The organism is Citromicrobium sp. JLT1363 (assembly GCF_000186705.1).
In the GTDB taxonomy this organism is placed as follows: Bacteria; Pseudomonadota; Alphaproteobacteria; order Sphingomonadales; family Sphingomonadaceae; genus Alteriqipengyuania.
Map to the genome: position 1 here is coordinate 455,966 of NZ_AEUE01000004.1, position 17,812 is coordinate 473,777.

The 17,812-nt window shown below is 65.3% G+C and carries 21 protein-coding genes; 14 read left to right on the forward strand and 7 right to left on the reverse strand.

Going from position 1 to position 17,812, the window contains the following annotated elements; translation table 11 throughout:
- The first annotated feature begins 3 nt into the window (after window positions 1–3).
- Entirely contained in the window at window positions 4–564 is a 561-nt protein-coding gene (locus ADAD_RS0109025; RefSeq protein ID WP_237700799.1) for a hypothetical protein, read from the forward strand.
- Window positions 561–1,898 (forward strand): PepSY-associated TM helix domain-containing protein, encoded by a 1,338-nt coding sequence (locus ADAD_RS0109030; RefSeq protein ID WP_010412869.1) that lies wholly within the window; start codon window positions 561–563, stop codon window positions 1,896–1,898. Before ADAD_RS0109025 ends, ADAD_RS0109030 begins: the two co-directional genes overlap by 4 nt.
- Before the next feature lie 111 nt (window positions 1,899–2,009).
- Here ADAD_RS0109030 and ADAD_RS17220 read toward each other — a convergent pair whose 3' ends face one another.
- Window positions 2,010–2,249, reverse strand: a complete 240-nt coding sequence (locus tag ADAD_RS17220; protein ID WP_010412872.1) for a hypothetical protein — start codon at window positions 2,247–2,249, stop codon at window positions 2,010–2,012.
- On the opposite strand from ADAD_RS17220, the gene ADAD_RS0109040 reads away from it, so the two are divergent.
- From ADAD_RS0109040 to ADAD_RS0109055, 4 genes are all read left to right on the forward strand, one after another.
- Window positions 2,151–2,903, forward strand: a complete 753-nt coding sequence (locus ADAD_RS0109040; protein ID WP_443101001.1) for an XdhC family protein — start codon at window positions 2,151–2,153, stop codon at window positions 2,901–2,903. The genes ADAD_RS17220 and ADAD_RS0109040 overlap by 99 nt on opposite strands.
- Window positions 2,896–3,501, forward strand: coding sequence for a nucleotidyltransferase family protein (locus ADAD_RS16390; protein WP_010412875.1), 606 nt, complete (start codon window positions 2,896–2,898; stop codon window positions 3,499–3,501). The genes ADAD_RS0109040 and ADAD_RS16390 overlap by 8 nt, the downstream gene beginning before the upstream one ends.
- Before the next feature lie 71 nt (window positions 3,502–3,572).
- Window positions 3,573–3,899 (forward strand): hypothetical protein, encoded by a 327-nt coding sequence (locus ADAD_RS0109050; RefSeq protein ID WP_033193267.1) that lies wholly within the window; start codon window positions 3,573–3,575, stop codon window positions 3,897–3,899.
- A 45-nt stretch (window positions 3,900–3,944) separates the two neighbouring features.
- On the forward strand, window positions 3,945–4,868 hold the full coding sequence (locus ADAD_RS0109055) for an HpcH/HpaI aldolase/citrate lyase family protein (protein WP_010412880.1): 924 nt from the start codon (window positions 3,945–3,947) through the stop codon (window positions 4,866–4,868).
- A 6-nt stretch (window positions 4,869–4,874) separates the two neighbouring features.
- Here ADAD_RS0109055 and ADAD_RS0109060 read toward each other — a convergent pair whose 3' ends face one another.
- Window positions 4,875–5,666, reverse strand: coding sequence for an enoyl-CoA hydratase-related protein (locus ADAD_RS0109060; RefSeq protein ID WP_010412883.1), 792 nt, complete (start codon window positions 5,664–5,666; stop codon window positions 4,875–4,877).
- A 119-nt stretch (window positions 5,667–5,785) separates the two neighbouring features.
- Between ADAD_RS0109060 and ADAD_RS0109065 the strand changes: the two genes are divergently transcribed.
- Window positions 5,786–6,568, forward strand: a complete 783-nt coding sequence (locus ADAD_RS0109065; protein ID WP_010412885.1) for a tyrosine-protein phosphatase — start codon at window positions 5,786–5,788, stop codon at window positions 6,566–6,568.
- A gap of 78 nt (window positions 6,569–6,646) precedes the next feature.
- The gene (trxB, locus tag ADAD_RS0109070) at window positions 6,647–7,627 is read left to right on the forward strand and encodes a thioredoxin-disulfide reductase (RefSeq protein ID WP_010412889.1); all 981 of its coding nucleotides are present in this window, start codon (window positions 6,647–6,649) and stop codon (window positions 7,625–7,627) included.
- A 4-nt stretch (window positions 7,628–7,631) separates the two neighbouring features.
- Here trxB and ADAD_RS0109075 read toward each other — a convergent pair whose 3' ends face one another.
- The 5 genes from ADAD_RS0109075 to ADAD_RS0109095 are packed head-to-tail and all read right to left on the reverse strand — an operon-like array spanning window position 7,632 to window position 11,423.
- Window positions 7,632–8,066 carry an MAPEG family protein gene (locus ADAD_RS0109075; RefSeq protein ID WP_010412892.1) on the reverse strand — a complete coding sequence of 145 codons (435 nt, stop codon included), beginning with the start codon at window positions 8,064–8,066 and terminating at the stop codon, window positions 7,632–7,634.
- On the reverse strand, window positions 8,063–8,500 hold the full coding sequence (locus ADAD_RS0109080) for an MAPEG family protein (protein WP_010412895.1): 438 nt from the start codon (window positions 8,498–8,500) through the stop codon (window positions 8,063–8,065). Before ADAD_RS0109080 ends, ADAD_RS0109075 begins: the two co-directional genes overlap by 4 nt.
- Window positions 8,501–8,550: 50 nt before the next feature.
- Complete coding sequence (locus ADAD_RS0109085) at window positions 8,551–9,213, reverse strand: class I SAM-dependent methyltransferase (protein WP_010412898.1); 663 nt, start codon at window positions 9,211–9,213, stop codon at window positions 8,551–8,553.
- Window positions 9,213–10,427, reverse strand: coding sequence for a DUF3419 family protein (locus ADAD_RS0109090; protein ID WP_010412901.1), 1,215 nt, complete (start codon window positions 10,425–10,427; stop codon window positions 9,213–9,215). The genes ADAD_RS0109085 and ADAD_RS0109090 overlap by 1 nt, the downstream gene beginning before the upstream one ends.
- 48 nt (window positions 10,428–10,475) lie before the next feature.
- Window positions 10,476–11,423, reverse strand: a complete 948-nt coding sequence (locus tag ADAD_RS0109095) for a threonine ammonia-lyase (protein ID WP_010412903.1) — start codon at window positions 11,421–11,423, stop codon at window positions 10,476–10,478.
- Between the two features lie 234 nt (window positions 11,424–11,657).
- On the opposite strand from ADAD_RS0109095, the gene ADAD_RS0109100 reads away from it, so the two are divergent.
- The 6 genes from ADAD_RS0109100 (at window position 11,658) to ADAD_RS0109125 (ending at window position 17,811) form a co-directional block, all read left to right on the forward strand.
- A complete protein-coding gene (locus tag ADAD_RS0109100) occupies window positions 11,658–12,869 on the forward strand; it encodes a saccharopine dehydrogenase family protein (protein ID WP_010412906.1) in 1,212 nt (403 codons plus the stop codon).
- A 2-nt stretch (window positions 12,870–12,871) separates the two neighbouring features.
- Window positions 12,872–13,384 carry an O-acetyl-ADP-ribose deacetylase gene (locus ADAD_RS0109105; protein ID WP_010412909.1) on the forward strand — a complete coding sequence of 171 codons (513 nt, stop codon included), beginning with the start codon at window positions 12,872–12,874 and terminating at the stop codon, window positions 13,382–13,384.
- A 17-nt stretch (window positions 13,385–13,401) separates the two neighbouring features.
- Window positions 13,402–14,691: a S41 family peptidase gene (locus ADAD_RS0109110; RefSeq protein WP_010412911.1), complete on the forward strand. Its 1,290-nt coding sequence runs from the start codon at window positions 13,402–13,404 to the stop codon at window positions 14,689–14,691.
- A gap of 2 nt (window positions 14,692–14,693) precedes the next feature.
- Window positions 14,694–15,866, forward strand: a complete 1,173-nt coding sequence (locus tag ADAD_RS0109115) for a carboxynorspermidine decarboxylase (protein ID WP_010412914.1) — start codon at window positions 14,694–14,696, stop codon at window positions 15,864–15,866.
- Window positions 15,867–15,889: 23 nt separating this feature from the next.
- Complete coding sequence (locus tag ADAD_RS0109120) at window positions 15,890–16,411, forward strand: YbjN domain-containing protein (protein WP_010412917.1); 522 nt, start codon at window positions 15,890–15,892, stop codon at window positions 16,409–16,411.
- A gap of 197 nt (window positions 16,412–16,608) precedes the next feature.
- The gene (locus tag ADAD_RS0109125; protein ID WP_010412920.1) at window positions 16,609–17,811 is read left to right on the forward strand and encodes a decarboxylase; all 1,203 of its coding nucleotides are present in this window, start codon (window positions 16,609–16,611) and stop codon (window positions 17,809–17,811) included.
- Window position 17,812 lies beyond the last annotated feature (1 nt).

Sequence of the window (17,812 nt, forward strand, 5' to 3'; positions counted from 1 at the left end):
CTCATGTGGCTGGCCGCCGTGTTTGCCCTGGCGGGCGTGGCGGTGCTCCGGATGTCGTGGGGTCGGGCCAAGCGCTCGACCCCGCTGAATCTTGCCGGATGGGGCGCATTGCTGGTCGGGCTTGTCCTGGCCGACCGGGCGGCGGGCGAGTGGGGCATTGCGGTGACCGTACTGGTAATCGGTGCCGCCGCTCTCGCTGCACTCGCCGTTGCGGCGTTCAAGCCGGTCAACAGAGGGCCTCGAAAGGCGCCCCGCACCGCGCATCGCGGGGCGAATGAGATAAAGCCGCGCGGCCGTTCCGGCCTGCTGACCTTCACGATCGCCGGACCGCTTGCGCTGGGTGCGAGCCTGTTGTTCGCCCTGGCAATCCGCGCCCTGATCCTGTTCGGAGGCGGCGCGGAGGCCGATGCCAACGTCGCCGTTCTGGCGACGGTGCCGATCGCCTGGCCCGTGCTCGCCTTTGCCCTGCTGATGATGTCGCGCCGCGCGGATCAGTTCGCCTGGGTGCTCGGCATCGCGGCGCTTGCGGCACCTTTCCTCATGTTCCAGGGGACCATGGTATGAGCTTCGCTTTCGCCAAGGACACCGTGCGCAAGGCGATCTCCGCGCACTCCGCGCTGGGGCTGGTGTGCTGCGCGCTGCTCTACCTTATTTGCGTCACGGGTACGGCTATCGTGCTGTACGAGGAGTGGCAGCGCTTCGAGCAGCTCGACGCGCCCGAGATGTCGCAGATCGAACCGGCAGCCGTTCAGCGCGCGATCGAGAACGTGCTCGAAAGCGAGAGCGACGGGCCGACCACCACGCATTTGTACGTCCACCTGCCGACCGCAGATTTGCCGCGCACCACCATCACCACCGATACGCAGGCCGTCCATGTTGATGCGCAGGGCCAAATTGCGGCGCCGGAAGAAAATGCCTGGGCCGAATTCCTGCTGGCCCTGCATTATCGCCTCAACCTGCCCGCACTTTACGGAATGACGCTGGTCGGCCTGTTCGGCGCGATGATCGTTGCGCTCGCCGTCTCGGGCGTCGTCGCGCATCCGCGCATTTTCCGCGATGCTTTCCGGCTGCGCGCGCGGCGGGCGGACGATGTCGCGACGATGGACTGGCACAACCGGCTGGCGGTGTGGACCTTGCCCTTCGCGCTCGCCATTTCGCTGACCGGCGCGATGATTGGTCTGTTCTATGTCTCCGGCGGGGGGCTTGCCGCCGCCGGGTACGGCGGAGACAGCGACGCTGCATTGGCGCCGATCTTCGGCGATGAGCCCGAAGGCGATTCCTCGCCAGCCGGGATTCCGAACGCCGCGCCCGCGCTCGCCTTCATGGAGCGCGAGTATCCGGAGGTGGAGCCCTACTACGTGATCCTGCATGATCCGGGCACGGCCGGACAGCACATGCAGATCATTGCAGAACACCCACGGCGGCTCATTTTCGGCGAATATTATGCCTTCGATGCGGCCGGCGGTTTTCACGGCACGGTAGGCCTGGCCGACGGCACGGTAGGCCAGCAGCTTTCGGCGTCGACCTACAACCTGCACTTCGGGAATTACGGCGGCCTTCCGGTCAAGATTGCCTATATCCTTTTCGGGATTGCGCTGAGCGTGGTGGTGGCGACCGGGACCTTCATCTGGCTCGACAAGCGGGAACGGCGCGGCAATGCCTCCACCCGGCTGCGCGCTGCTTGGTGGGGGCTGGTCGCTGGCGTACCCGCAGCGCTGGTTCTGACGCTGGTCGCTCGCCTCGTGCTGGGCAACACCGCGTCTTTCGTGCCGATCTTCTGGGTCGCCTGCGTGCTGGCCGTGCTGCTGCCGGTGATCGCTGCTCACCGTTCGCTCTCAGCGCAGTCGAACCGCGAAGTGGCCGCCTCGGCCGGCGTACGCGGGATCGAGGCTTCCTGACTGCTTCCACGGTCGCCCACGGCTTTCGGGCGGACTCACCGGGCACATCGCGGGCCGTCGATGGTTGTCTGATCTCAAGGTCGGGGAGCCCATGCCAACTGCACACGGACATCATTCGCGCATCGGTGCGTCTCGCAACGGGGCGGCGATCGGCGGGCGCGCCGCGTGACTGCTGGCCATCTCGCGGATGAGGACCACCGGGCGCTGGCTGCCGCATGCCAACCCGATGTCGGCCTGTGCACCATCGTCGGGATAGATGGCAGCTTTTCCCGTCGGCTCGGTGCGCAGCTGGCAGTTTTGCCCGATGGTTCTGTTGTGGGGGACCTCGCCGATACCTGTCTGGAACGCCAATTGGTCAGCGATCTGGATGAGATCGGCGAGCCCGCCGTGGTCCGTTACGGCGCGGGATCGTCCAAAATCGATTTCCGCCTGCCCTGCGGGGGCGGGCTGGACATTCTGCTCGACCCGGCACCGGACCGGAAGGCCTGCCGCGATACCCTCGACCAGCTTGAAAGGCGTGAGCCCGCATCACTGATGCTGCCTGCCAACGCTATGATGGCGCGGCGCGCCTTCATCCCGGGCCTGAAACTGCGCGTCTTTGGCGAGGGCGCGGAGCTTGCCGCCATTGGCGATCTGGCTGACGCCCTCGGCTTGGCAACCGATGCTGTGGCGAAGGATGCCCTTTCGCTCGGCCGGGGCAGCTGCCTACCGCCCGCCGATCGATGGACGGCCGTGCTGCTGCTGTTCCACGACCATGAGTGGGAACTTGCGCTGCTGGAGGAGGCTGTGGAGAGCCCGGCGTTCTATATCGGCGCGCAAGGCGGCCATACTGCACGAGAGGCGCGGGCCGATGCGCTGGCCATGAAGGGAGTGCCCGAGCAGAGCATTGCCCGCATTCGCAGCCCCGTCGGCACGCTTCCGGCCTGCCGAACGGCCCAGACCCTCGCGCTCTCTGCCCTGAGCGAAATTGTCGGCGAATATGAGCGGCTGCGACCCAATGCCTGACCCGTCGATCGCGGTCGCGCTTCTGGCAGCGGGGCGTTCTCGCCGGTTCGATGGCGACAAGCTGACCGCGCAGATCGCGGGCGATCCGCTGTGGCATCACGCCGCGCGCGCGGCCGAGCGCGCAGGGTTCCAGCGCCGTCTCCTCATCTGCCGCGACGGGATGCAGGCGGCGTTCGCGCGGGAGGGGTGGGCCACGATCGCCAATCCCGACGCCGACGAGGGCATGGCAACCTCCATCCGCGCGGCCGTTGAAGCGTGCGGGCCCGCCATGCGCCTTGTGGTCATGCTGGCGGATATGCCCTTCCTGGACGCGTCACACCTGCGGGCGCTCGGCCGGGCGCAAGACACTCTCTTTTCCCGCTATCCGGACGGATCGAGCGGTGTGCCTGCGGCATTTGCGCGCGCGGACTTTGCATCACTCGCCAACCTCGACGGGCAGGGCGGGGCGCAATCGCTTGCGCGGGCACCGGGGGCCAGGAGTATCGCGCCTGCGAACCCGATCGCCTTGAAAGACATCGACACGCGCCTCGATTTGGCAGAAGCGCGCGGTCTCCCACTGTCCGATCCCGAATCCGGCCAGCCTTCCTCATCCGCTTGACGGATTTTGGCGAACTTGCGACCTTCCGTTGCGCGGCGTCCGGAGAACGCCGCGTCAGGGGGAGACGGGAAATGGCAGCGAGACTGGCAGTGGCCTTCGGCATTGCCTCGTTGGCGGCGGGTGCCGGCCAGGCCCAGCAGGCCGAAAGGGCGGTTCTGGTGGAGGTCCGCAACGGGGTGGAGACCGAGTATCTTGCAGATGCCGACAAGGCACGGCGGGAACTCGCGGCGAAGGTTGAAATGGCCGCACGGATGGCCTGTGCTGATGCATGGACGCCGCGTTCGACCATTTACGAATCGATCGATTACACGGTGGACTGGTCGTCGACCGAGGGGCGTCATGCCGGGCAGCGCAAAGCGATCGCGCGCAATATCTCCGTTCGCTGTCGCCTCGATTGAGGCTGCCTCTGGCAGCGCATGCCAGACCGGGCTAGGGCGCTGGCCATGACACATGATCCGCACAATCCCGCGACGCATTCCGCCGATGCGGGCCGCAACATCCAGCCATGGGCCGCCCGTTCTCTCCTGTTCGTGCCGGGGGACAGCCCGCGAAAGCTGGAAAAGGCGCTTGGTGGCGAGGCGGATCTCATCATCCTCGATCTGGAAGATTCTGTCGCCGAAAGCGCCAAGCCCGATGCGCGCGACCATGTGGCAGGCGCGCTCGGGCAACCGGACCGCGCGAAGCCGCTATGGGTCCGCATCAACCCGATGGATACGCCCGACGCGCTGCGCGATCTCGTGGATGTGGTGCCCCATCGCCCCGATGGCATCATGCTGCCCAAGGCGACACCGGACGAGGTGCGTTTGCTGGGTCACTATCTTACCGCTCTGGAGGCATCTGCGGGGATCGAGCCCGGATCGATCCGGCTGATTGCCGTCGCCACCGAAACCGCGCCCGCGCTGTTCCGGCTCGGCGATTACGCAGGCGTTCCCCGGCTCGACGCACTCACCTGGGGCGCGGAAGACCTTGCGGCAGCCTTCGGTGCCTCCGCCAATCGGGACGAGGACGGCAATCTGCTGGAGCCCTTCGCACTGGCCCGCACGCTGTGCCTCGCCGGAGCCCACGCGGCCGGGATCGCACCAATCGAGACGATCGATCCCAATTTCCGCGATGAAGAGCGGATGAAGCGCGTTCCCGAAGATGCGCGCAAGGTGGGTTTTCGCGGGATGATGTGCATTCACCCCGCGCAGGTCGAACCGATCAATCGCGCCTTCACACCATCCGATGAAGAGCTGGACCGCGCGCGCCGGATCGTCGCCCTGTTCGAGGAGAACCCGGGCGCGGGTGCGCTGCAACTGGATGGCGAGATGGTCGATATCCCGCACCTGAAGCAGGCGCGCGGGATCCTTGGGCTCGCGGCGAAGTAGGCGGCGCTACTTCCCCTTGAACTCGGCTTTCGTCTTGGTGGCGAAGGCCTGCGCGCCGATCATGAAATCCTGACTGTTGCCCGCGATCTGTTGAGCTTCCGCCTCCGCCTGCATCGCATCCGCCAGGCTGGCGCCTTGCGCATTGCGGGCCAGCTTGCGGATCTGACCGATCGCCACCGTGGGCCCGCTTGCCAGCCGCTCGGCGAGGGCCATCGCCTCTTCGATCACCTTGTCGTCGTCGACGCAGCGATTGATCGCGCCCATTGCAAACGCATCCTCGGCAGGCAGTCGCTCGCCGAGCAGCATGGCCTCCATGGCACGCGGCAGGCCCATGACCTTCGGCAATATCCAGGTTCCGCCCCCGTCCGGGACGAGCCCGATATTGACGAAGGCCTGGAGGAAATAGGCCGATTTGCCGGCCACGATCAGGTCGCCCGACAGCGCAAGCGTGGCGCCGATCCCGGCCGCTGCCCCGTTGACCGCGGTGATGACGGGGATGTCGGCCGACATCAGCGCGAGCATCGCGGGGTTGTAATGGTCCTCGAGCGATCTGCGCGAGGCGTCGCCAGGCTTGCCTCCCGAAAAGCTTCTGCCGCTGATATCCGCGCCGGCGCAGAAGGCCCGGCCCGCGCCGGTGATGACCACAGCACGTGTTTTGGAAGTGTCGAGGCCGGCGAGAATGTCGCGCAGGTCGTCGAACATGTCCGGTGTAACGGCGTTCATCCGGTCGGCCCGGTTGAGCGTGATTTTCGCCACCTTGCCCACGTGTTCGACCAGCAGTGCATTTTCCTCGGACATTCTTCGCTTCTCCCCAAGCGGGTTGATTCTGTTGTCGCAGCCTTGGCCCAGCCACCGGAGAACCGCAAATCTTGCGTCGCGTGCTTGCGCGGACGGGTTCGCCCTGCCACCGAACTTGCATGAGCGAGACTTCTCCCACCTTCTACGCAACCGACGGCATCCACAATTTCCGCGATTACGGCGGCTACCCCACGCGGGGCGGGGGCAGGGTGGTCTCCGGGCTGCTCTATCGCTCGGGCCAGCATGTCGAGGCGAGCGAGAGCGATCTGGCGACCGTCGCCGAGCTGGGCATCCGCACGGTCATCGACCTGCGCGGCAATGCGGAACGTGAACGCCATCCCTGCCGCCGCCCGGACCTGTGGGATGGCGAAGTGGTATTCTACGATGGCGAGACCAGTTCGCGCGCGCCGCACGAGCCGGACCAGCCTCTGGAACTCACCGCCGAGGCCGCGCACGGGCGTATGCTGAAGGTCTATACCCGCATGCCGCGCAACGAGGCGATGCAATCCATCTTCGGGCAATATCTTCGCGCTCTGGCGGAACGGGATGGGGCGAGCCTGGTCCACTGTTTCGCGGGCAAGGACCGTACGGGCATCGCGGCCGCACTGCTGCATCACATACTGGGCGTATCGCGCGCCGACATGCTGACCGAGTTCCTGCGGACCAACGACGCGCCGACCTACGACATTCTGGAGCGGCAATCGCTTCCGGGTATCGAAGAGCGGCTCGGCCCGCTGCCGCGCGATGCGGTGAACGAGCTGATGCAGGTACGCGAGGCCTATTTCGACCGCTTCATGGAGGTGGTCGGTGGTGAATGGGGTTCGCTTGATGCGTTTCTCGATCAGGCGATTGGTGTGGATGAATCGCTGCGAGAGCGCCTGAACCAACGCTTCGTAGTGTAACAACCCGGGCGTGACTCTCGGGGCCGCGATCCCCATACTTGCAAGCCAAGACTTCAGACGGACAGGAGAGCTTCGCACATGGCGACGCACCGCACCAAGATGCTCATCATCGGTTCCGGCCCCGCAGGCTACAGCGCGGCGATCTATGGCGCGCGCGCCATGCTGGAGCCGGTCATGGTCCAGGGCCTGCAACCCGGCGGCCAGCTGACTATCACCACCGATGTCGAGAACTACCCCGGCTTTGCCGACGTGATCCAGGGCCCCTGGCTGATGGAGCAGATGCGCGCGCAGGCGGAGCATGTGGGCACGAAGATGCACTGGGACACGATCGTCGAGATCGACCTCAAGAACGGCCCTCCCTTCCGCGCGGTGGGCGACAGCGGCGACGAGTATATTGGCGACACGGTCGTGATCGCGACCGGCGCTTCGGCCAAGTGGCTCGGTGTGCCGGGTGAGCAGGAACTGGGCGGCAAGGGCGTGTCGGCCTGCGCGACCTGCGACGGGTTCTTCTACCGAGGCAAGAAGGTCGCGGTCATCGGCGGCGGCAACACCGCGGTTGAGGAAGCGCTGTACCTCACCAACCATTCGGACGATGTGACGCTGATCCACCGCCGGGACGAGCTGCGGTCCGAGAAGATCCTGCAGGAGCGGCTGTTCGCGTCGGACAAGATCACGCCGATGTGGAACAAGACCGTGGAGCGGTTCGAGGCGGGCGAGAACGGTTCGCTGCATCACCTCGTCCTGAAGGACACCGTGACAGGCGAAGAGAGCACGCTCGAGGTCGACGGCGCCTTTGTCGCTATCGGTCATGCGCCTGCTACCGAGCTGTTCAAGGATCAGCTGCCGACCGACGAGAGCGGCTATCTGCTGGTCGAGCCCGGCACGCCCAAGACCGAGATCCCCGGCGTGTTCGCGTGCGGCGACGTGATGGACCACACCTATCGCCAGGCGGTGACGGCGGCGGGCACGGGCTGCATGGCCGCGCTCGATGCGGAGCGGTTCCTGGCGACGATGGACTTTGCGAAGGAAGAGCTACCGGCCGTCGAAGCGGCCGAGTAGCAGCTCAGCCAAACACCCGCGCCGCCGCGATGCCGATCAGCGCGATCAGCACCACGCTGGAAACAGCGAACAGAACAAAGCGGACCATGACCTTGTTTGCCGTGACCTGCACGATCGTGTGGATCACGCGCAGACCGGTATAGATCCAGGCCAGCAGGGCAGGGACCCCGTCGCCCGCGCCGATGATCGCCAGTACGATGGCGACCGCGTAGAAGACGGTCGGCTGTTCGTGCAGGTGGTTGTAGTTGTGCGCTTTCCACTGCACCCGGTCGGGCAGCACGCCGTCGAGATCCTTGCCCGTGCCGCCATGCAGGTTTTTGGTGTCGATATCCTTGCTCGCCTGCATTGCCGGAATGCGCGCCGCGTACATCCAGGCCCATACGATCATGGTCCAGATCATCAGCGCGACGACGGGTTGCAGGATGGTCATGCCGATCATGAGGGCGCTCCGAGAGTTGCAATGAGGGCCATGATCGCGAGGGCGATCAGCGCGAGAGTAGAGGCGATAAACAGCAGAAAGCGAACCGTCACGATGTTGACCGCCGCCTGCCAGATCGAATGCACGATCCGCAGGCCCACGTAGATCCACGCAAGCAGGATCGCGAGCGGGCTGGGGGCGAGGATCGCGAGGATCACGATGGTGGCGTAGAACAGCGTGGGCTGTTCCATCAGGTGCGCGTAGTTATGCGCCTTCCAGTTGACCTTGTCCGGGATGACCCCTTCCAGATCCTGCCCGCGGCCGCCGCGTTTGGCACCCTTCAGCTTGTCGCTGATTTTCGCCATCGCGGGAAAGCGCGTGAGCGCCATCCAGAGCAGCATCACCAGCGACCATGCGACGAGCACCGCGCCCGGAGCGAGCATTTGAGCCTGCATTCATTCCCCCTGAAATTTTGCGCCAAGCGTGGCGCTGGGCAGCGGGCCTGTCAATCCGTTGCCCCGGCTTCGCGGTACAGCCGCTCCAGCCGGTAGTAACCGCCCATCCCGTCGCGCCCTTCGCGCCGCCAGCCGGGCTGCGCGCCGATCTCTGCCGCAACGTCTGGCAGCTTCAGCCGGGGCGACACATGGAACTGCTTCAGCCACCACTTCAGAATGCGGGCGCCCAGCGTGTCGCGCGCGCTGTAGCTGCCGAAGTCGACCACGTGCAGCGATCCGCCCGGCGCAACCAGAGTCGCCGCATGGCGCATCGCGCGTTCCCAGTCGGGTATCATGGATACCGAATAGGACAGGATCACCCGTTCGAAGGTCGGCCTGCCCAGCATCGCGCGCGCATCGAACTGGCGCGCATCGGCCGGGGCGAGGATCGCGCTGGTGCCGAGCTTTCCGGCCGCGCTCTTGAGCATTTCGGCGGAGATATCGATCCCGAACAGCTTGGTGCCCGGATAGGCCTGCTGTACCTTGGCAAGGTTGCGACCCGTCCCGCAGGCGATTTCCAGCACCGCATCGCCGGACGTGCAATCCAGCCCGCGGATCAGATCGTCGCGCCCGAACAGGTAGTACTTGCGCGTCACATCGTAGATGTACTTCTGCCCGCGATAGATCGAATCCATCAGCGCCGCGTGATCGTGTTTCTCCCCCGCCGGTGCCATCACTTCAGCTCATACAGGTGTACGCCGCCGTAGATCGAGCTGCGATCGCGCTGCGTCAGATCCTTCGAGAGCTCATCGTGGTAGGTCCACTGATCGAGGATTTCGTTCGGCACGCGGCCCGGAAGCAGGCTGGGTTCGGCGGCCGTGCGGAAGAGCACGCGCGCGCCCGTGCGGGCGGTGCGGGTGACCTCACGCCACAGATCGGTCAGCTGGTGGTCGTCCATCCAGTCCTGCGCATCGAGGAAGACATAGCGGTCGAGGCTCATCGCGGGCTGGGAGGAGAGGAATTCGGACAGGTTGGCGCGCTGCACGCTCAGCTTCGCCACGCGTTCGCGCAGGTTCTGGTAATTCTCGCGCTGGAGATAGGGCGGCAGCGGAGCGTCCTCGTCCTTCGAATAGCCGCGATTGAAGGCCTGCCACGCGAAGTAGTTGTCCTTCACGTCGAAATCGCAGGCCAGCTTCTCCAGCCGCTTGCGCAGCACTTCGGCCATCTTCTCGTCGCCGGCCAGCGCGTCGTACTGCGCAGGGGGGATGCCCAGGCCGAACAGCGAGGCGGGCTGGTTGGTCACCCAGCGCACGAACTTCTTGTCGAACACCGGCGCCAGCTCGCTTTCGAAGATGGCGCGCTGTTCTTCCACCGTGGGCGCTTCCAGCACCTTGCGCAGGTCGACGCCGTACAGCTTGGCGAACAGGTGGGCCATGCCGATGAAGTTGCCTAGCAGGCCCTGCTTGTAGATACCGCGCTGGAACTGCGTGATCCGGCGGCGCCCACGAATGTCGCGCCCTTCCCAGTACTTGCGGCTCTCATCGTCCAGCAGAGGCGCGATCCGATCCTTGTAGATCGCCACATTCTCCTTGTAGTCCGAATGCGCGAAGAAGCGGCGGAACAGGTCGTAATTGGGCAGCGCGTTGATCGCCGCGATCTTCAACCGGCCCAGCGCGATATGCGCGCGGTTGAGATCGACCGCGGTGATCGCTTCGGGATTGGCGGTGAGGTAGGACAGCGCGTTGCAGCTGCCACTGGCGATGCACAGCACGCGGCTGCTCTCGTCGATCTGGAGGCCTTCCATGTCGACCACCGGGTCTTCCCAGATCTGCGCGTAGACCAGCCCGCGAAACGCGGTTGCGAAGGCCTTGTCGAGCAGCGTGTCCTTCAGGCCCGAACTCTTGCGGACGACCGAACGGTCGATGATGTGGGCTTCGCCTTGCGGCATGATGGGGGTATCTCCGGTTGCGAACTTCGTCTGTGATGCGCCGGGGGGTCAGCGCGGATCGATGGTTTCGGCATAGGCTGCCGGATCGACATTGCGGCCCGTCAGCATGATTACCGTATCGTTTTCCAGCGCTAGCTTACCGGCAAGGGCTGCCGCAAGGGCTGCCGCGCCGCCGGGCTCCACCACCAGGCCCAGCCGCGCGAAGGCGAAGCGCTGCGCCTCGCGCACCTCTTCGTCGGTCACGGTGACGCCCGGGCCTGCGCGACCTTGTAGCACGGCGAGGTTGATCGCCCTGGTCGCGGGCGGCTGGAGTGCGTCGCAGATCGTGTCCGGCGCATCGGGCGCGACCTGCACGATCTCGCCCTTCGCCAGCGCCTGCCCGACCATGTCCCACCCGAAAGGCTCGACCGGCACGACCTTGCTGTCGGGGCAGGCGAGGGCGAGCCCGGCAGTCAGCCCGCCGCCACCGCAGCAGGCGAGGATCAGCGGCGGTTGCCTGCCCAGCTGCTCGGTCGCTTCGATGCCCGCAGAGCCTTGTCCTTCGATCACCCACGCATCGGCAAAGGCATGGACCAGCACCGCACCGCGTTTCTCGATCTCGCGCGCGGCAACCTCGTCCCGGTCTTCGCCGGGCCGGTCGTAGAGCACGATCTCGGCACCAAGCGCTTCGGTAGCCGCAAGCTTCACCTTGGGCGCATTGCGCGGCATCACGATGGCGGCCTTGATGCCGAGTTTGCGCGCCGCCCAGGCAACGCCCTGCGCGTGGTTGCCGCTGGATACGGCGACCACGCCGCGTGCGCGCTCTTCCTCTGTCAGGTTGGAAAGGCGCCACCAGCCGCCCCTGATCTTGAAAGCGCCCACAGGCTGCAGGCTTTCTGCCTTCACCCAGCATTGCTTCCCGCCGATCTCCACCGGGAGCAGCGGTGTCGGCGGCAGGATGTCTGCGATGCTCTGCGCTGCGGCGATTACGCCTTCGCGGGTCGGCTGGCGGGTCAAGGCAGCCGCTCCCTGACACACCTGACACAGTGTCCAGGGCCCAAAAAGCCGCTCGGCCGGGGGGTGGGCGTGGTGAGGGAGGGCAGGGCGGGCGGGCGGATGCTCATTCCTCCCCGATAGTCTCTCGCGCCCCGATTAGGAAAGCGCCGATTGCCTTCGCGATTTCGGATCGTTTGGACCCGCGCCATCGTTTGGCTAAAGGCGCGCGCAAGGATTCGAATACGGAGAACAAGCATGTCGAAGGTACTGGTGATCGGGGCAGGGGGCGTGAGCTCGGTCTGCGTCCACAAGATGGCGATGAACAAGGATATCTTCAGCGAAATCCACCTTGCCAGTCGCACCAAGAGCAAGTGCGATGCGATTGCCGCATCGGTGAAGGACCGTACCGGCGTGGACGTCGCGACCTACGAGATCGACGCCGAGGAAGTCCCCGCGATGATCAACCTGATCAGGAAGATCGGCCCTTCGCTGGTGGTCAATCTGGCGCTTCCCTACCAGGACCTGCCGATCATGGATGCCTGTCTGGAGGCGGGCGTGGATTACCTCGACACCGCGAACTACGAGCCGAAGGACGAGGCGAAGTTCGAATATCACTGGCAGTGGGCCTATCACGACCGCTTCAAGGAGAAGGGCCTGACCGCGCTGCTCGGCTCGGGCTTCGATCCGGGCGTGACCAGCGTGTTCACGATGTGGCTCAAGAAGCACAAGCTCAAGACCATCCGCCAGCTCGACATTCTCGACTGCAATGGCGGCGATCACGGGCAGGCCTTCGCGACCAATTTCAACCCGGAAATCAACATCCGCGAAGTGACCGCGCCCGCGCGCCACTGGGAAAACGGCGAGTGGGTCGAAACGCCCGCAATGCAGGTGAAGACCGAGTTCGACTTCGAGGAAGTCGGGCCCAAGAACGCCTACATGATGTATCACGAGGAACTGGAAAGCCTCGCCAAGTTCGTGCCCGAGCTGGAACGTGCGCGTTTCTGGATGACCTTTGGTGACGAGTACATCAAGCACCTGACCGTGCTGCAGGCGGTCGGCATGACCAGCATCGAACCGGTCAAGTACCAGGGCCGCGACATCATCCCGCTGCAGTTCCTCGCCGCCGTGCTGCCCAAGCCCGAAAGCCTGGGTGAGACGACCAAGGGCAAGACCAATATCGGCGTCATCGCGACCGGCGAAGCGCTGGACGGCAGCGGCGAGAAGACGTTCTACATCAACAATATCTGCAGCCACGAAGCCGCCTACGAGGAAACCGGCAACCAGGCGGTCAGCTACACCACCGGCGTGCCGGCGATGATCGGTTCGGCCATGATGCTGCAGGGCAAGTGGGACGGGGAGGGCGTCTTCAACATGGAGCAGTTCGATCCCGATCCCTTCATGGACATGCTGAACCAGCACGGCCTGCCGTGGAACGTGAAGGAGCTGGACGGGCCGGTCGGCTTCTGACGATGTCGGTCGTCCTCGAAATCCACCGGGGCGACATCACCAGGCTGGATGTCGACGCGATCGTCAACGCCGCCAACTCTTCCCTGCTGGGCGGAGGCGGCGTCGACGGCGCGATCCACCGTGCGGCGGGCAAAGGACTGCTCGAAGAATGTCGCCAGCTGGGCGGATGCGAAACCGGGCAGGCCAGGATCACCGGCGGGTACGATCTTCCGGCAAGGCACGTTATTCACACCGTCGGCCCCGTGTGGAGCGGCGGCGATAAGGGCGAGCCGGAGTTGCTGGCGGACTGCTACCGCAATTCGCTTGAGGTGGCGCGCGCGAACGGCGTTCGCAGCATCGCCTTTCCCGCCATCTCGACCGGCATCTACGGCTTCCCGACAGAACGTGCGGCACCGATCGCGGTGCGCACCGTGCGCGAGGTGACCGGCCAGCACGACGGGGCGCTCGAGCGCGTGCTGTTCGTATGCTTCGACGACGCCACGCAGGCTGCTTTTGACGCAGCACTCGCGGAATAGACAGGGACCTATCGATTATGCGCAGGCTTGCCTTCGGGTGCGTTTTGCTGGCGATGCTGGCCATGCCTCTGGCGGCGCAGGAGGCTCCGTCCGAATCCGACCAGAGTGCGACTGCCTTCGACGCGGCTGCTGCATGGGACGAGTTCGAGCAGGTGCTGCGGCGCGGGTATGCCTATATCGAGCGCGACGATATCGACGTCGAGGCGCAGCTGGACCGCTCCCGCGCGCTGGCCGCGAAGGCGCCCGACAAGGCGGCGCTGCGGCGGATCATGCACCGCACCGCACTGACCTTCATGGATCCGCACCTGATCGTCGGCCCGTTCGAGGATGACGACTACGCGATCGTGATGACCGCCGCCGATCTCGATGCCCGGTTCGAGGATGGCAAGGCGCTGATCGTCGATGTCCGGCGCGGATCGCCTGCCTTCGATGCCGGGCTGCGGCCGGGTGACGAGGTGCTGTCCGTGGACGGTAAACCGGCGCGCGCTGCGGCCCAGGCGCCTTTCGGAGAGGTTCTGCCCGATCCCGCCGCCGACCAGTTCGATTACGGGCTGACGCTGGCAGTCAACGGGCGGCGCAAGGGCGACCGATCGCTCGAACTGCGCAAGGCGAACGGCCAGGTCCGCACCTTCGAGCTGGGTTCGACGCGCGACTGGGCCAATTCCCTGCGCGAGCGCGAACCTGTCGACCTGTCCTTCGTCGGGCCGCGCGGCGATGTGGCGGTGCTCTCGCCGCTCAATTCGCTCGGCAATAACGACACCATCACCGCCTTCGACGCAGCGCTGAAGAACGCCATCGCGGCGGGGGCGCGGGCCGTCATCCTCGACATGCGCGAAACGCCGAGCGGCGGGAACACTGAGGTCGGCCGCTCGATCATCGGGCACTTCACCGATCGGGTGCGTCCCTACCAGATGCACCGCATCCCCGCGCTGGAACGCGAGTTCACCGTGCCGCGCCAGTTCGTGGAATACGTCTTCCCGCGCGAGCCTTTCTTCGGCGGCCCCGTGTTCGTGCTCCACGGCCGCTGGACCGGCAGCATGGGCGAAGGCATCGTCATCGGGATGGATGCGGCCACCGGCGCAACCACGATCGGCTCCAACATGGGCGACCTGCTGGGCGGGCTGTGGAACGAACAGCTCGAGCTGAGCGGCGCGCGCGTCGATCTGGGTGGCGAGGCGCTGTTCCATGTCGACGGCACACCGCGCGAAGATTACGTCGCAAACGTTCCTGTAGAGCCGGCCAGTACGGCCCGCGATGGGACCGATCCGGCCCTGGCCGAAGCCCTGCGATTGTTGGAGAAGCGCTAGTCATGGAAACCAGAGCCGGCGACCCGGGCGCCTTCGCCCAATTCGATCTCAACCGCGTCGAGACGCCCGCCTTCGTGGTGGACGCGGCGAAGCTGCGCGAGAACTGCCGCATCCTGGCCGAAATCCGCGACGAGGCGGAGATCAAGATGCTCAGCGCGCTCAAGGCGTTCTCCATGTGGAGCACCGCGCCGATCATCGGCGAATATCTGGACGGCGTATGCACCTCCGGCCTGTGGGAAGCGCGGCTCGCCTCCGAGTTCTACGATGGCGAGATCAGCACCTATTGCGCCGCCTACAAGCCAGACGAACTGGAAGAGGTCGCGCGGCTTTCCGACCATGTGATCTTCAATTCGCCCGGCCAGATGCAGCGCGCCGCGCTGATTCTGGAGCAGGCGAAGGCCAGCGGCGGTGCCTTCGATGTTGGCCTCAGGATCAATCCGCAGGTGCCCACGGGCGAAGTGCCGCGCTACGATCCGTCGAGCCCGGGCAGCCGACTCGGCTTCCCCCTCAGCCAGCTTACCGAGGAGCATATGGAAGGCGTCGAGGGCATCCACTTCCACAACCTGTGCGAACAGGGGTTCGAGCCGCTGCATCGCACGTGGGACAAGGTGTTCGACGCGATCGAGCCGTATTTCGGCCAGCTCAAGTGGATCAACATGGGTGGCGGGCATCACATCACGCGGGCGGATTACGCACGCGAGGAGCTGATCGAGTTCCTGCGCGATGCGAAGGACGATACCGGCGCGGAAATCTACCTCGAGCCCGGGGAGGCGGTGGCGCTGGATGCGGGCATCCTTGTCGGCACGATCCTCGACACCGGAGAGAACGACGGGCCTTTCGCCATCACCGATATCTCGGCCACCTGTCACATGCCCGATGTGATCGAAGCGCCCTATCGCCCGGCCATGCTACACGAGAAGGCGGGCGAGCCGCCGGTGCGCCTCGGCGGGCCGTCGTGCCTCGCGGGTGACGTTGTCGGCGAGTATTCGCTGCCTGTGCCGAACGAGCCGGGGCAGCGCATCGCCTTCCTCGACCAGGCGCATTATTCGATGGTGAAGACCAACACGTTCAACGGCGTTCCGCTGCCATCGATCTGGCTGTGGGACAGCGAGACCGACGCGCTCGATTGCGTGAAGCGCTTCGGTTACGAGGAATTTCGCAATCGGCTGAGTTGACCGGGGCGGCCGGGGGGAGAGCCATGACATATTCCAGGATTGCCACGCTGGCCGCCTGCCTGGCGGCGATGGTCCCGGCGCCCGCCGTGGCCCAGGTTTCGGGCGAGCAACCCCGGCAGGTCCAGCTGATCGACACGCTGACGCTTCCCGAGCTCGAGGCTTTCCTGGAATCGGCGGAGTATCGCGTGCTCGCCGCCGTGGAAGAAACGAACACGCTGCGCATTCAGGGTGGCGACGATCCGGCTTTCTATGTCGAGCTGGAGCAATGCAACCGCGCCCCCGGCAATCGCTGCGCCGCGATCACCGTCATGTTCCCCGACGCCGAGCTGGCAGGCGTGTCCGAAGCGATCCTGCTCGATGCCAATCGCGGGTTCGCAGGGATCAAGACCGTCACCCATGGGCCGGAAAAGACCGTCTTCTACCGGCGCTACATCAGGCTTGAAGGGGGTGTCACGCCAGCGCACCTGCTGCGGCAGCTCGTCATTTTCGAAGTCCAGTACAAGAACGTCGCGCAGCATCTGAGAGAACGGATTTCGGCCAATTGAGCCCGTTTGGAGAGCAAGCTCGGAACCCCTCGGCCTCGCAGCGTTGATTCACCACATGCTGCTATCTCAGATTCCGCTTGCATTCATGCGCGAAGCCTCTAGATGCGCGCTTCCGCTGCCCCAAGGGGACTCTAAAACCGCAAGGCAGCCCCGGATTTTCCGGTTCTGAAACTTCACCGTTTTGGGGGTCCCTTGAATTGGCCACTTATCCTGACGCTCGATCCGTAGTCGCAGCCCTCGCGCCCGACGAACCGGTCATTCTGAACCGTCCGCACGCTGCGGCGCGCGCCGCGCGTTTCTTCGCGGACGGCTTTCGCGGGCGTTCGCTCTATGCGGTGAAGGCAAACCCTTCGCCCGATCTCATACGTATCCTCTGGGACAACGGGATCACCCATTACGACGTCGCCTCGATTGCCGAGGTGCGGCTGGTACGTTCGATCCTTCCGGAAGCGGAGCTGTGCTTCATGCATCCGGTGAAGGCGAAGAGCGCGATCGCCGAAGCCTACCACCAGCATGGCTGCCGCACCTTCAGCCTCGATAGCGAGGAGGAACTGGCCAAGATCGTCGACGCCTGCCGTGCGCCCGATGGAAGCCCTGCGAAGGATCTGAAGCTGCTGGTGCGCCTGCGCGTGTCCAGCGAGTTTTCCGAGCTTTCGCTGGCCAGCAAGTTCGGCGCCGACCTGATCGACGCGCCGGTGCTGCTGCAGCAGACCCGCCAGCACTGCGACTGGCTGGGCGTGTGCTTCCATGTCGGCAGCCAGGCGATGACGCCGTTCGCCTATGTCCAGGCGATCGAGCGTGCGCGCGCCGCCATTGCCTCGTCCAGCGTGGTGATCGACATCATCGACGTGGGCGGTGGCTTCCCGAGCATCTATCCGGGTATGGAGCCGCCGCCGCTGGAAGACTATTTCGACGTCATCTTCCGCGCGGCGGAATCGCTGCCGATTTCCTATTCGTCCGAACTGTGGTGCGAACCCGGCCGGGCGCTGTGCGCGGAATATTCGTCGCTTCTCGCCCGCGTGGAAAAGCGGCGCGGGACCGAGCTTTTCATCAATGACGGCGCCTATGGCGCGCTGTACGATGCGGCCCATCTGGGGTGGAAATTCCCGGTCAAGGCGCTGGACCATGCAGACAGCGCGCCGGCAGACGATTTCGCTCTGTACGGCCCGACCTGCGACGATGCGGACTTCATGGAAGGCCCCTTCGCGCTTCCTGCGGAGATTGCGGCCGGAGACTATATCGAAGTCGGCATGCTGGGCGCCTACGGCGCGGCGATGAAGACCGATTTCAACGGCTTTGGTGCGACGCAGGCGATCGTGGTGGAGGACGAGCCTATGCTGAGCCTCTACGATGGTCGCCGTGTGCTCCCGGAAACGGACAACGTGGTCAATCTGCGCTGAA